Source organism: Pantoea sp. FN0302 (assembly GCF_050113775.1).
Lineage (GTDB): Bacteria > Pseudomonadota > Gammaproteobacteria > Enterobacterales > Enterobacteriaceae > Mixta > Mixta alhagi.
This window is the reverse complement of record NZ_JBNJSM010000001.1, coordinates 391,623-405,909: the sequence shown is the minus strand read 5'-3', so window position 1 is coordinate 405,909 and position 14,287 is coordinate 391,623. Positions and strand designations below refer to the sequence as shown.

The following is a 14,287-nucleotide window of genomic DNA, read 5'->3' as shown; positions in this document are numbered from 1 at the left end:
GTAAAAGGGAGAGTGACAAGGGATTTTGATGCAGAACAGTTCGCACCACGTTTTGTCGCGGTTCAGGCTGAGAAGAGTCGGGTAAACGCAGAGGATTGCACGGCGGAAAAGAGGAAAAACCAGCCTCTTCCCGGTTGGTCAGAGGCTGTTTGCTACAGAACGCTTAGCGACGCGCCAGCAGCAGGCCGAGGATCAGGCCCGCAGCTGCGCCGATACCAATACCCTGCCAGGGTTTTTCATGAACGTAGCCATCGGCACGACAGGCTACCTGTTTGGCACGGTAGTAGTAGGAATCGGACGCCGCGCTGACGCGCGTTTTCACCCCGTGCAACGCCTGTTCCGCCTTCTCTTTTAGCTCAAGGTATTTCTGATCGGCCGGATCGCCGGAGGATTTCAGTACCTCTTCCAGCGTTTCGGTAAGCAGCGTGAGATCATCATCCAGGCGCGTTTCCTGTGGTTCACCGGCTACCTGAGGCTTATCCGTTACTTGCGGATCGCGCTTTTCTTGCGAGTCAGTTGATACAGCCATTTTCTTCCTCCGTGTAAAACACATGAATGTCCACTAACTATAGACACTTTTTACATCCCTGCCTGAACAGACGTTTAGGAATTTACTGACAGGGCTGGCGGAAATTCGTTGGTTTATATGATTAATCTGATAAATTCCTGTTAACCGAATTTTTGCCGCCTGCGTCTGTCGTAGCTGACTGTACCCCAGGCTCATCCTGGGAAAGCAAATGGGTGCAGAAGCTCGATCACTACAAACTCGTTCAGCATAAGGAAAGCGTTTCTGGCATGAATCGAAGAATGTTTATGAAAACCTCAATGGCATTCGCTGCGGTTAGCGGCATGTCTGGCTTATCCACGCTATTTGCTCAGTCCGCCTGGGCAGAAGATGGCATCGCTGACGGCACTGCGACGCGCTTTGACTTTGAGGTGCTAAAGAAAAAAGCCGCCGCGCTGGCGCAAAAGCCCTGGGGCGGCGCGCCAGGCCCGTTGCCGGATACGCTGGCGACCATGACGCCGCAGGCTTATAACGCCATCCAGTATGATGCGAATCACTCTCTCTGGAACGATATCGATAACCGGCAGCTGGACGTGCAGTTTTTCCACGTCGGCATGGGTTTTAAACGCCGTATTCGCATGTTCTCTGTCGATAAAAGCAGCCGCGAAGCGCGTGAGATTCACTTCCGCCCGGAGCTGTTTAACTACCAGAACACCAGTGTCGATACCAAACAGCTGGAAGGTAAAACCGATCTTGGCTTTGCCGGTTTCCGCGCGTTTAAAAAGCCGGAGCTGGCGCGGCGCGATATCGTCTCTTTCCTGGGAGCCAGCTATTTCCGTGCGGTGGATGAAACCTACCAGTATGGCCTGTCGGCGCGCGGCGTGGCGGTAAACACCTTTAGCAACGGACAGGAAGAGTTTCCCGATTTCGTCGCCTTCTGGTTTGAAACGCCAAAAGCGGATGACACCACCTTTACCGTTTACGCCCTGCTTGATGGTGCCAGCCTGACCGGTGCCTATAAGTTTGTTATCCACTGTGAGCCGAAGCGCGTGGTGATGGAGGTGGAAAACCACCTGTATGCCCGCAAAGATATTCGTCAACTGGGGATCTCCCCAATGACCAGTATGTTCAGCTGCGGCAACAGCGAACGTCGTATGTGCAACACCTATCATCCGCAAATCCATGATTCCGACCGTCTGGCGATGTGGACCGGTAAAGGGGAATGGATTGCCCGTCCGCTGAATAACCCGCGCAAGCTGCAGTTTAACGCTTACGATGATGAGAACCCGCGGGGCTTTGGCCTGTTGCAGTTGAATCATGATTTTGAAGATTATCAGGATGTGATTGGCTGGTATGACAAGCGCCCCAGCCTGTGGGTGGAGCCGATCGGCAAATGGGGTAAGGGCGCCATCAATTTGATGGAGATCCCTACCACCGGCGAAACGCTGGATAACGTGGTCTGTTTCTGGCAGCCGGAGCAGCCGGTTAAAGCCGGTAGCGAACTCTCTTTCCAGTACAAGCTTTACTGGAGCGGCCTGCCGCCGGTACGCAGCGAACTGGCGCGCGTAGAGGCAACCCGTTCCGGCATTGGCGGCTTCCCCGAAGGCTGGGCACCTGGCGAGCATTTCCCGGATGTCTGGTGTCGTCGTTTTGCCGTTGATTTTGTTGATGGCGATCTGAAAAATGCCGCGGCAAAAGGCATCGAGCCGGTGATTACCGTCTCTGCCGGCACCATTAAGCAGGTAGAGATTCTGTATGTTGAGCCGCTAAACGGCTATCGCATCCTGTTTGACTGGTATCCCACCAGCGATGCTGTTGATCCGGTCGATATGCGCATGTTCCTGCGCACCAACGATGAAACGCTGAGTGAAACCTGGCTTTATCAATATTTCCCGCCACCGCCGGACCAGCGGAAATATGTTGATGACCGCCAGATGACGGTAGGCTAAATAACAGGCGGAGCATTGCGCTCCGCCTGTTACGTATTACTTCATCATATCGATATGCGGAATATTATCTTCCAGATAGACCTCGCCCTGCGGCTTAAAACCCATGCATGCGTAAAAGCGCTGTAGATGCGCCTGCGCCGAAAGAAACTGCTGACGTTCAGGCCAGTACTGCTCACAGCTTTCCAGAACCCTTTCCATCAGGCGATAGCCGAGCTGTAATCCCCGCGCTTCGCTGGTAACAATCACGCGCCCAATCTTTACCGGGCTGTTGGCATTTTCTGGCGTCAAAATACGTGCGCAAGCCAGTATTCTTCCTTCGCCCAGCGCAAAAATATGGCGGTTATCACGCGCTAAATCCTGCCCATCGATATCTTCATACGCGCACTGCTGCTCGACGATAAAAACGCGATTACGCAGAGCCAGAATGTCATGCAGTTGCTGAACGTTTAGTTCACTATGATGCAAATCGTACCAGGTTAACTCCATACGCCTGCTTTCCCCTTGGTTTTAGCCACATGTCGCCATCAAACATCAATTTTGCCTGCTAATAATGCGCGTTATGCCGGTTTAATATAACCTCAATCGATGCTTAAAAAACCGGCATCGTTTTAAAAATCATGGAAAAATGCCTGCGCTTTTATATCAACAGGAGGTTGAAGATGAAATCGATAAAAGCGCTTTGCAACGGAACGCTCCCTTTGACGCTGTGGCTAATGAGCCCGCTGGCGATCGCCAACAGTCTCCCCTCTTATCCGGTAACATTTACACTGGCGACTGGCTGGCTCGGTGGCAAATCCAACGAATACGTTTACGACGAAGGGCATAAAAATAGCGAGCTGAACTGGAAAATAAAGAACGCAGCGGTTATTCGTGGCCATCTCGACTGGGAGATTGCGCCGCAACTTAGCCTGGCGCTTAGCGGCTGGACAACCCTGGCGCGGGGCAGCGCACAGATGGATGACTATGACTGGATGGTTGATAACCAGTCGCACTGGAGCGACTGGTCTACCTGGCCTGCTGCCCGTCTTAACTATGCTAATCAGTTTGCCGTCAGCATTACCGGCTGGCTGCTACAGCAACCGGAATATAAGCTTGGCGCAGCGTTGGGTTATCAGCAGACGCGGATCAGCTGGCAGGCACAGGGCGGCAGTTATATCTATGATAACGGTGCCGATATCGGCCGTTTTTCCCGTGATGAGCGTGCCGCCGCTTATCAGCAGCGTTTTTCCGCGCCCTGGCTCGGCATCGCCGGACAGTATCGTTATAAAAAACTGGAGCTTAACGCGCTGATTAAATATTCCCCGTTTACCAACGCACACGATAATGACGAGCATTACACCGATTATAATACCTTTCGCGTCAAAACCCGCCGTAGTGATTACTGGGCCGCCAGCATGGATGCAGGCTATTATCTTTCACCACAGTTAAAAGTGCTGGCAGCGCTAAGTTGGGAAGATTACCGGCAAAGTCGCGGGCAAATGCAGATAATTGATTATGACCAACAGACCTATGATTATAGCGAGAAGGGAGGCGGCGGCGTGAGTCATAAAAATTACAGCCTGACCGCTGGCCTGCAATATCATTTCTGATGCCAAAAAAAAAGCCCTGTATCGCTACAGGGCTTTCTCTTTATCGGCTGACTTACATCAGCGGCTGCGCCATCTGTACCAGGCTGATAAGCGGCTGTGGGTAAACGCCCAGCAGCAGAACCAGAATGGCGGAAATCAGCACCACGATGCCGCCCGCGGTAAACGCCCAGTTAGCTGGCGTATCGCGCGTATGCAGCTCAGGCGGGCTAAGATAGAGGCTAACGGTAACGCGCAGATAGTAATAAAGGCCAATGGCGCTGCCTAATACCACCGCACCGGTCAGCCACCACAGCGAGGCGCTAACGCCCAGCGCAATCACATAGAACTTACCAATAAAGCCCAACGTCATTGGAATACCGGCCAGCGACAGCATCATTACTGTCATCACTGCTGACAGTACCGGACGATGCCAGAACAGGCCGCGATAGGAGTAAAGCGAGTCGGCATCCGGACCACGATACGGGCTGGACATCAGGCTCACTACGCCAAAGGCACCGATGCTACTGAACAGGTAGCCAGCCAGATAAACACCGGCGGTTTCCAGTGACATCTGATGAGACTGCACCGCAATCAGCGCAACCAGTAAATAACCCAGATGCGAGATAGAGGAGTAACCCAACAGACGCTTGATATTACTCTGACTGATCGCCAGCAGGTTACCAAACAGGATGGAAACCACAGCGATAATCGCCAGCACGTTGCGCACCGCTTCGCTATCGGTAGCCGGAGCATACATAAACAGACGCATCAGCGCGCCAAAAATGGCGATCTTGCTGGCGGTCGCCAGGAAAGTGGAGACCGGAGCAGGCGCGCCCTGATACACGTCTGGCGTCCAGAGATGGAACGGCACCAGCGACAGTTTAAAGCCCAGACCGACAATCATCATGCCAAGACCCAGCAGCAGCAGCGGCTGATGCAGCACGGTGTCACTCAGGTTTTTACCCAGTTCCACAAAGCTCAGGCTACCGGCATCGGCATACACCAGCGCAATACCAAACAGCAGGAAGGATGAGGCCGCTGCCGACAGGATGGTATATTTCAGCGCCGCTTCCAGCGAACGTTTCTGACGGAAAGCGTAGCCAATCAGGCCAAACAGCGGCAACGACAGCAGTTCCACGCCGATAAACAGCGAAGCCATATGGTTAGCGCTTGCCAGCACCACGCCGCCCAGCGCGGCAATCAGCACCAGCAGATAGAACTCGTCGCAGTTATCGCTGAAGCCCTGCAGCCACGGATAGGCGAAGGTACAGGTGGCCAGACTCGCCAGCATCACCATCCCGGTATAGAACATCGAGAAACCATCAACGCGCAGCAGCGGCGTGACGTCCATCGGTCCTGCCTGGCCCACAAACCAAAGTGACAACAGCGCCAGGTTAAGGCCAATCACGGTCAGCGTCGCATTGGCAAAATGGTTGCGTCGCCACGCAATGGACAGCATCACAACCACCACCGTCAATCCGACGATCAACAGCGGCAACAGCGCGATCAGTTGTTGAGGAGTTATTGTCATGGCGAATTACGGCCTTGTAGTTGAAATTGAAGCGGTAAACCACTGCTGAATGTTGCTCATTGCAGCGTGTGAGGTGTCCAGGATCGGCTGTGGATAGACTCCAAGCAGCACCAGCAGAACCACCAACACCATAATCATGATGAACTCACGTGCGGACATGCCGCGCAGCGGCGTTTCCGACTTTGGCGCACCATAATAGGCGCGTTGCATCATGATCAGCGAGTAAACAGAAGCAAACACCAGACCAAAAGTCGCGATAACGATAATCGTCGGCACCACCTGGAAACTGCCGGTCAGAATCATAAATTCGCCAGCAAAGTTACCGGTGCCCGGCATGCCAAGGTTGGCCACCGCAAAGAACAGCGACAGACCCGGTATCCACTTCAGGCGTGACCACAGGCCGCCCATCTCACGCATATCACGCGTATGCAGGCGCTCATAAAGCTGGCCGCACAGGATAAACAGCGCCGCAGCTGACAGGCCATGCGCAATCATCTGCACCACCGCGCCCTGGAAAGCGAGCTGGTTGCCGGTATAGATGGCGATCAGCACGAAGCCCATATGGGAAATCGAGGTGTAGGCGATCAGACGTTTGATATCGGTTTGCGAGAACGCCATCCATGCGCCATAGAAAATACCGATAATCCCCAGCCACATTGCAACAGGCGCAAACTCCGCCGACGCGTTCGGGAACAGCGGCAGGCTAAAGCGCAGCAGACCGTAAGCGGCGGTTTTGAGCAGGATCCCGGCCAGGTCCACGGAACCGGCAGTTGGCGCCTGGCTGTGCGCATCCGGCAACCAGCCGTGTAGCGGCACTACCGGCATTTTTACTGCAAAGGCGATAAAGAAGCCGAGCATCAGCAGATATTCCACGCCACGTGACATTGGAGTGTGCAGCAACTCTTCATAGTTGAATGTCCAGACGCCGGTCGCGCGGTAATGCACAAACACCAGGCCAAGAATCGCAATCAACATTACCAGGCCAGAGGACTGGGTATAAATGAAGAATTTGGTGGCGGCAGTGATACGGGTTTTCCCGTCTGATGCCTTATGACCCCAGAGCGCGATGAGGAAGTACATCGGCACCAGCATCATTTCCCAGAAAAAGAAGAACAGGAACATATCGATGGCAAGGAATACGCCAATAACGCCACCGAGGATCCACATCAGATTGAGGTGGAAAAAGCCCTGATATTTCTCAATTTCATTCCAGGAACAGAGCACTGCCATCAGGCCCAGCAGGCCAGTCAGCACCACCATCAGCAGCGACAGGCCATCCAGTGCAAGGTGGAAAGCGATGCCGAAGCGCGGGATCCAGGGAACGGAGAACTCAGATTGCCACTGCGGCAAACCTGCTGCCTGGGTCAGTGAATAGCCTCCCTGCAACCAGAGCTGCAGTGAAAGCGCCAGCGTCAAGCCCATTGTAATCAGCGCGATCCAGCGCGGCGTCTTCGCGCCTAAGCGCTCAGCGAGCCAGCACAGAAAGCCGCCAACAAATGGGATAACAATTAGCCAAGGTAATAACATGGCGGTTACGGTCCCTTTTCTAGTCCTGCATGAGCCGCCGACAAAGATAACCGGTCAGCCCAACCTCAGGTTTTTTCACAAGCTTATCGGGTGGAAGGCAGCAACGCCGCCTCCCGCTCACTAACCTTACATCACCAGCAGCAACGCCAGCACCACAACGGCACCGATGCTCATGGAAGCGACGTACCAGCGCAGATAACCATTTTCGCTTACCGCCAGCCCTTTATTCGCCAGGCGTGATACCAGAGCCGGCGTATTCAGCAGCATATTCAGCGGATCGCGTGACAGCAGCCAGGCGATGCCTAAATAAGGCTTAACGAAAATTTTGTCATACAGCCAGTCGAAGCCCCATGCGGCGAACCACCAGGTGCCGAAGAAACGCCCCGGAGCGCTGCGCGCCACGCTGGTAACCAGCGTACGCTTGCCGAGCCAGAGCCAGGCGGCAATCAGAATGCCGACGATGGCCACCACGCCCGAAGCAATTTCCAGCCCCATTTTACCCGCTTCGCCATGTTCGCTGGCAGGCAGTACGCCAGCCAGCGGCGGCGTAATCAGCGCGCCAATAAAGGTGGAAAGAACCAGCAGCACGATAAGAGGCAGATGATGCGTGATCCCTTTGCCTGCATGCGCATGAATTTTCTCTTCACCGTGAAACACGATAAAGATCATGCGGAAGGTGTAAATCGAGGTCAGGAAAGCACCGACTAAACCGGCAACCATCAGATTGACATGACCGTTCGCCAGTGCGCCGAACAGGATCTCATCCTTACTGTAGAAGCCAGCGGTAACCAGCGGCAGCGCAGCCAGTGCCGCACCACCCACCAGGAAGCAGACATAAACCAGCGGAATGCTTTTACGCAGGCCGCCCATTTTGAAAATGTTCTGCTCATGGTGGCAGGCCAGAATTACCGAACCAGAAGAAAGGAACAGCAGCGCTTTAAAGAAGGCGTGGGTCATCAGGTGGAAAATAGCGGCATCCCATGCCTGAACGCCCAGCGCCAGGAACATATAACCGATCTGGCTCATGGTGGAATAGGCCAGGACGCGTTTGATATCGGTCTGTACCAGCGCCGCAAAACCTGCCAGCACCAGCGTCACCGCACCAACGATACCCACCAGATGCAGTACTTCCGGCGTCATCAGGAACAGCCCATGCGTACGGGCGATCAGATAAACGCCCGCGGTCACCATGGTCGCCGCGTGGATCAACGCCGAAACCGGCGTCGGACCCGCCATCGCATCAGCAAGCCAGGTCTGCAACGGCAGCTGCGCCGATTTACCGACCGCGCCGCCCAACAGCATCAGCGTAGCCCACTGCAGCATATGGTTATCAGCAGCGAAGTGCGCTGGTGCCAGCTCGACCATTTCGCGGAAGTTCAGCGTGCCCAGCTCGTTATAGAGAATGAACAGCGCAAAGGCGAGGAATACATCACCCACGCGGGTAATGATAAACGCCTTCATCGCCGCCTTGCCGTTATCCGGATTGGTGTAATAGAAACCAATCAGCAGATAAGAACAGAGGCCCACGCCTTCCCAGCCGAGATACATCAGCAACAGGTTATCGGCCAGCACCAGAACCACCATGCTGGCGATAAACAGGTTGGTATAGGCGAAGAAGCGCGAATAGCCCTCTTCCCCACGCATATACCATGAGGCGAACATGTGAATAAAGAAGCCGACGCCGGTTACCACCGACAGCATGGTCAGGGAGAGACCATCCAGCGTCAGGGTTACGCCGATATTAAAGTTACCGACATGCATCCAGGTCCACAACGCCTGGGTAAACAGCGTACGATCATGGTTAAAGAAATCGATGCCAACCCAGGCAGTGACCAGCGCGGTCAGTCCGATTGAACCCACGCCAACGGTAGCAGACAGGTTTTCTGACCAGCGGCCACGAGAAAACGCCAGCAGCAAAAAGCCGATCAGCGGAAGCAGTATGGTTAAGTAAAGAAGATTCATCCGCGCATCTCGCTCACTGTGTCAATGTTCAGGGTTTGACGACGGCGGTAGAGCTGCAGCAACAGCGCCAGACCAATGCTGGCCTCCGCTGCGGCAAGGCTGATCGCCAGGATATACATCACCTGACCATCTGCTTGCCCCCAGTAGCTTCCCGCCACCACTAACGCCAGAGCCGAGGCGTTAATCATGATTTCCAGACCGATTAACATAAAAAGCAGATTACGACGCAGCACCAGCGACGTGAGTCCGAGGACAAACAATATGGCTGCCAGAATCAGTCCATGTTGTAGAGGGATCATGCGCGTTCCTCCTTTGTTTTCGCAACCGCTGCATCGCTGACGCGGTTGCTAAGCACTTCGCCCTGACGATCTTCACGTCCGATATGGAACGCAACCACCAGACCTGCCAGTAGCAGCATAGAGGCCAGCTCAACGGCCAGTACATAAGGCCCGAACAGGCTGATACCGACCGCTTTCGCATCGATTACGGTGCCGTCGATGCCCTGGTCATTGGCGCTCATAATGGCGTACACCATTACCGCCAACAGCAGCAGCGACACCAGCCCTGGACCAATCCACAGCGAAGGCTGCAGCCACTGGCGCTCCTGCTCCTCAACCGACTTGCCAAGGTTAAGCATCATCACCACGAAGACGAACAGCACCATAATGGCCCCGGCGTAAACGATGATCTCCAGCGCGCCAGCAAAGTAGGCGCCAAGCGAAAAGAAGACGCCAGCAACCGCCAGCAGCGAAACAATCAGGTACAGCAACGCATGTACCGGGTTGGTGTGGGTAATCACGCGTAGCGTGGTTAACACCGCCACCAGACCACAAAGATAAAACGCAAATTCCATGCCGGGCTCCTTAAGGTAACAAGCCTTTGACGTCGATGGGTTTGGCTTCGTTTTCCGCTTCGCCCTTGTCTTTCCCTTCGATCGCCATGCCTGCCATACGGTAGAAGTTGTATTCCGGGTATTTGCCCGGCCCTGAAATCAGCAGGTCTTCTTTCTCGTACACCAGATCCTGACGCTTGAACTCGCCCAGCTCGAAATCGGGCGTGAGCTGAATCGCCGTGGTCGGGCAAGCCTCTTCGCACATGCCGCAGAAAATGCAGCGTGAAAAGTTGATGCGGAAAAATTCCGGATACCAGCGACCATCCACCGTCTCCGCTTTCTGCAGCGAAATACAGCTGACCGGACAGGCGACGGCGCACAGGTTGCACGCAACGCAACGCTCTGCCCCATCGGGATCGCGCGTCAGTACAATACGGCCACGATAGCGGGGCGGCAGATAAACCGGCTCCTCCGGATACATCTGCGTTTCACGCTTCGCGAAGGCATGCAGGCCCATCAACCAGATACTGCGTACCTGGGTGCCGAAACCGACAATAATGTCTTTTAATGTCATGGTTACAACCCCTTTACTGCGCGTTGTACAGAATCACTGCGGCGGTAGCCAGCAGGTTCAACAGCGTCAACGGCAGACATACTTTCCAGCCGAAGGACATTACCTGGTCATAGCGCGGACGCGGCAGCGCAGCACGAATCAGAATAAACATCATCATAAAGAACGCGGTTTTAATGGCGAACCAGATGAAGGGCGGCAGCCATGGTCCATGCCAGCCGCCAAAAAACAGCGTAACAATCAGCGCGGAAACCGTGGTAATCGCCACATATTCGCCCACGAAGAACAGACCGAATTTCATACCGGAATATTCGATGTGGTAACCATCTGCCAGCTCCTGCTCCGCTTCCGGCTGGTCAAACGGATGACGGTGGCACACCGCTACGCCAGCAATACAGAAGGTCAGGAAGCCAAAGAACTGCGGAATAATGTTCCACAGATGCGCCTGGTTATTAACGATGTCGTTCATATTGAACGAACCGGCCTGCGCCACCACGCCCATCAGCGACAACCCGAGAAACACCTCGTAGCTCAACGTCTGTGCAGAGGCACGCATTGCGCCCAGCAGGGAGTATTTGTTGTTACTCGCCCAACCGGCGAACAGCACCGCGTAAACCGCCAGACCCGCCATCATCAGGAAGAACAGCAGCCCGATGTTAAGGTCGGTCACCATCCATGTCGGACTGACCGGCACAATGGCGAATGCTAACAGCAGTGAAACGAAGGCGATGACCGGAGCCAGCGTAAAAATAAAGCGATCCGTGAACGGCGGGATCCAGTCCTCTTTAAAGAACATTTTGATCATATCCGCCACCAACTGCAGCGAGCCGCCCCAGCCGACACGGTTAGGCCCGTAGCGGTTCTGGAACAGGCCCAGCAGACGGCGCTCGGCGAAGCTCATAAAGGCACCGCAGGAGACCACCACCAGCAGGATGACAATCGCCTTGAGAATGCCCAGCAAGATATCGATAACGTCCGGCGTCAACCAGCTCATTGTGCTGCCTCCCGCAGAGTCTCAATAGTCGCGCCCGACAGGAACGGCGGTACGCCCGGCATGCCCAACGGTAAACCTACCTGCCCTGCCTGCAGTGCGTCAGAAAAGCGCACAGGCAGGCGCAGCGTTTCACCGGAGCAGTTGAACTCCACTGCTGTACCGACGTTAACGCCAAGCTGAGCGGCATCGGCCGGGTTAATTACCAGAGCGGCCTGCGGCATACGCTGCTGAATAACCGGCGCGCGCTGCGTCATCTCTTCGCTGCCGAACAGATTGTAGTAAGGCGCAACACGCCAGCCGCCGTTGCGGGCAAAGGCGGTTGGCACCTGGGTAAACCACTCCAGTTGTTCTGTCGTGGCTTCAAACAGACGCACGCCAGGATCGCCGTTACGCAGTTTGCCGCCCACTTCATCCTGGAACTTGTTCCACGCCTGCGGTGAGTTCCAGCCTGGCGCCCAGGCGAAAGGAATCTCAGAGCGCGGCGCGCTGGGCTGGTTGTTCCCTTCCATAGAGAAGGAGAACATGGTGTCCATATCCTGCGGCTGACGCGGCTCATGCACGCTGATATTAGCGCGCGCGGCGGTACGTCCGCTGGAACGATGTGGCGAACGCGACAGTTTCTGACCACGAATACGGAATGAGGCATCTGGCGCGGCATCTTTAATGCCTTTCAGCTGCGGCAGCGCCACAACCACGGCATCAATCACATGATCCAGCTGCGTCCAGTCAACGTGACGGCTTTCCAGCGCGCTGTGCAGCGAGTGCAGCCAGCGCCAGCTTTCCAGCATCACTACCGTTGAGTCGTAGTAAGAGGGATCGTAAACCTGGAAGAAGCGCTGAGCGCGGCCCTCCTGGTTTATCAGCGTGCCATCGCTCTCAGCAAAGCTGGCGCCTGACAGAATCAGACCGGCTTTTTCCATGGTTGCCGTGCGCTGATGATCGACCACGATAATGCTGTCGGCGTTGCGCAGTGCGGCATCCACTTTCGCTTTCGGCGCATGACGATAAAGATCGTTTTCCAGAATCACCACCGCGTCGGCGCTGCCGTTTTCCAGCTGCGCCAGCGCATCCTCCAGCGTATTGCCACCGATCATGCCAAGGCCCACGCTGTTCGCTGCGGAAGCCAGCAGCGTAATGCCGACATCGGCACCGCGCCCTTTCAGCGCTTTAGCGACGTTAGCCGCCGCCTCGATCATCGCCTCACTGCCAGAATGTGTACCAGAGATAATCAGCGGTTTCTTCGCCCCGGCCAGCGCCTGGACAATAACGTCAAGTTTACCGTTCAGGCTGCTGTCGAAATCGCTTACTGCCGGCGCACTTGCGTCCAGCGCGTGGGCGATAGCGAAACCGAGACGCGCCTGATCTTCCACCGGCGCGCGGTAGCTCCAGGCAGCGATATCATCCAGACGGGTTTCATCAACGTTGGTGACAAACAGCGGATGTTTCGCGTGCTGACCAATGTTCATGATCGCCGCGATTTGCCAGTCGGCTACTTTCTGCGCCGCCGCCATTTCGCGAGCTTTGCCTTTCACCGCCTGACGTACGGAGAGCGCTACGCGCGCGCCGGTTTGGGTCAGATCTTCGCCCAGCACCAGCACCGCATCGTAGCTTTCAATCTCACGTAGCGCGGGCGTATGGATACCGCCTTCACGCAGCACTTTCAACATCAGCTCCAGACGCGCCTGCTCGCCAGCGGGCATGCCGGTTGAGAAGTTAGCCGCGCCAACCAGTTCACGCAGCGCAAAGTTGCTTTCTACGCTGGCACGCGGTGAGCCAATACCGATCACTTTTTTCGCCTGACGCAGAATATCCGCCGCGCCCTGCATCGCCTGCTCAGCATTCAGCGCTACCCAGTCGTTGCCGCGACGCTGCATCGGCTGACGCGGGCGATCTTTGCGATTAACGTAGCCATAGCCAAAACGGCCACGGTCACAAAGGAAATAGTGATTCACGCTGCCGTTATAACGGTTTTCAATACGGCGCAGCTCACCATAGCGCTCGCCCGGGCTGGTGTTACAGCCGACGCTGCACTGCTGGCAGATGCTGGGCGCAAACTGCATATCCCATTTACGGTTATAGCGTTCGGAGTGGGTTTTATCAGTGAACACGCCGGTCGGGCAGATCTCTACCAGGTTACCAGAGAATTCGCTTTCCAGCGTGCCATCTTCCGGGCGACCAAAATAGACGTTGTCATGCGCGCCATATACGCCCAGATCTTTGCCGTCTGCATAATCTTTGTAGTAACGCACGCAGCGGTAACAGGCGATACAGCGGTTCATCTCATGAGAGATAAACGGCCCCAAATCCTGATTGCGATGGGTACGCTTGGTGAAACGATAGCGACGGAAGCTGTGGCCGGTCATCACCGTCATATCCTGCAGATGACAGTTGCCGCCCTCCTCACATACCGGACAATCGTGTGGGTGGTTGGTCATCAGCCACTCGACCACGCTTTCACGGAACTCTTTCGCTTCGCCATCGTCGATAGAAATAAAGGTACCGTCGGCAGCAGGCGTCATGCAGGACATGACGAGGCGACCGCGCGTATCTTCAGCGTTTTGGTATTGCTTTACCGCGCACTGGCGGCAGGCACCCACGCTTCCCAGCGCCGGATGCCAGCAAAAATAAGGAATATCCAGGCCAAGAGAGAGACACGCCTGTAGCAGGTTGTCCGCTCCATCTACCTCATATTCTTTACCGTCTACATGAATTGTAGCCATAGTGAACATGCTTCCGTAAGGCTCGGCATCACCGAGCGTTAAACACAATTCTTCTTACCCTTCACCTTTCAGGCCGCAGCGGTGTTGGCTGCCTTCACTCACCGCGCTCACTTACTTGTGTAAGCTTG

Annotated in this window: 12 protein-coding genes; 2 read left to right on the top strand and 10 right to left on the bottom strand. The window is 55.3% G+C overall.

What is annotated here, in order from left to right:
• Positions 1–163: 163 nt before the first annotated feature.
• Positions 164–529 (bottom strand): stress response protein ElaB, encoded by a 366-nt coding sequence (elaB, locus tag ACQE32_RS01915; RefSeq protein WP_250650432.1) that lies wholly within the window; start codon positions 527–529, stop codon positions 164–166.
• A 266-nt stretch (positions 530–795) separates the two neighbouring features.
• Between elaB and ACQE32_RS01910 the strand changes: the two genes are divergently transcribed.
• The gene (locus ACQE32_RS01910) at positions 796–2,454 is read left to right on the top strand and encodes a glucan biosynthesis protein D (protein ID WP_426971898.1); all 1,659 of its coding nucleotides are present in this window, start codon (positions 796–798) and stop codon (positions 2,452–2,454) included.
• 36 nt (positions 2,455–2,490) lie between these two features.
• On the opposite strand, the gene ACQE32_RS01905 is transcribed toward ACQE32_RS01910, so the two are convergent.
• Positions 2,491–2,940 carry a GNAT family N-acetyltransferase gene (locus ACQE32_RS01905; RefSeq protein WP_427021246.1) on the bottom strand — a complete coding sequence of 150 codons (450 nt, stop codon included), beginning with the start codon at positions 2,938–2,940 and terminating at the stop codon, positions 2,491–2,493.
• Positions 2,941–3,113: 173 nt separating this feature from the next.
• Between ACQE32_RS01905 and ACQE32_RS01900 the strand changes: the two genes are divergently transcribed.
• Positions 3,114–4,043, top strand: coding sequence for an omptin family outer membrane protease (locus ACQE32_RS01900; RefSeq protein WP_427021245.1), 930 nt, complete (start codon positions 3,114–3,116; stop codon positions 4,041–4,043).
• A gap of 52 nt (positions 4,044–4,095) precedes the next feature.
• On the opposite strand, the gene nuoN is transcribed toward ACQE32_RS01900, so the two are convergent.
• The 8 genes from nuoN to nuoG all read right to left on the bottom strand — a co-directional run bounded on the left by nuoN (position 4,096) and on the right by nuoG (position 14,159).
• The gene (gene nuoN / locus ACQE32_RS01895; protein WP_426971893.1) at positions 4,096–5,553 is read right to left on the bottom strand and encodes an NADH-quinone oxidoreductase subunit NuoN; all 1,458 of its coding nucleotides are present in this window, start codon (positions 5,551–5,553) and stop codon (positions 4,096–4,098) included.
• A 6-nt stretch (positions 5,554–5,559) separates the two neighbouring features.
• Positions 5,560–7,080, bottom strand: a complete 1,521-nt coding sequence (gene nuoM, locus ACQE32_RS01890) for an NADH-quinone oxidoreductase subunit M (RefSeq protein ID WP_085071029.1) — start codon at positions 7,078–7,080, stop codon at positions 5,560–5,562.
• 126 nt (positions 7,081–7,206) lie between these two features.
• On the bottom strand, positions 7,207–9,042 hold the full coding sequence (gene nuoL, locus ACQE32_RS01885) for an NADH-quinone oxidoreductase subunit L (protein WP_426971890.1): 1,836 nt from the start codon (positions 9,040–9,042) through the stop codon (positions 7,207–7,209).
• Positions 9,039–9,341 carry an NADH-quinone oxidoreductase subunit NuoK gene (nuoK, locus tag ACQE32_RS01880; RefSeq protein ID WP_085071027.1) on the bottom strand — a complete coding sequence of 101 codons (303 nt, stop codon included), beginning with the start codon at positions 9,339–9,341 and terminating at the stop codon, positions 9,039–9,041. The genes nuoL and nuoK overlap by 4 nt, the downstream gene beginning before the upstream one ends.
• On the bottom strand, positions 9,338–9,895 hold the full coding sequence (gene nuoJ, locus ACQE32_RS01875) for an NADH-quinone oxidoreductase subunit J (RefSeq protein ID WP_426971888.1): 558 nt from the start codon (positions 9,893–9,895) through the stop codon (positions 9,338–9,340). Before nuoJ ends, nuoK begins: the two co-directional genes overlap by 4 nt.
• A gap of 10 nt (positions 9,896–9,905) precedes the next feature.
• Entirely contained in the window at positions 9,906–10,448 is a 543-nt protein-coding gene (gene nuoI / locus ACQE32_RS01870; protein WP_426971887.1) for an NADH-quinone oxidoreductase subunit NuoI, read from the bottom strand.
• A 13-nt stretch (positions 10,449–10,461) separates the two neighbouring features.
• Complete coding sequence (gene nuoH / locus ACQE32_RS01865) at positions 10,462–11,439, bottom strand: NADH-quinone oxidoreductase subunit NuoH (protein WP_426971885.1); 978 nt, start codon at positions 11,437–11,439, stop codon at positions 10,462–10,464.
• On the bottom strand, positions 11,436–14,159 hold the full coding sequence (gene nuoG / locus ACQE32_RS01860) for an NADH-quinone oxidoreductase subunit NuoG (RefSeq protein WP_426980742.1): 2,724 nt from the start codon (positions 14,157–14,159) through the stop codon (positions 11,436–11,438). The genes nuoH and nuoG overlap by 4 nt, the downstream gene beginning before the upstream one ends.
• Between the last annotated feature and the right edge of the window lie 128 nt (positions 14,160–14,287).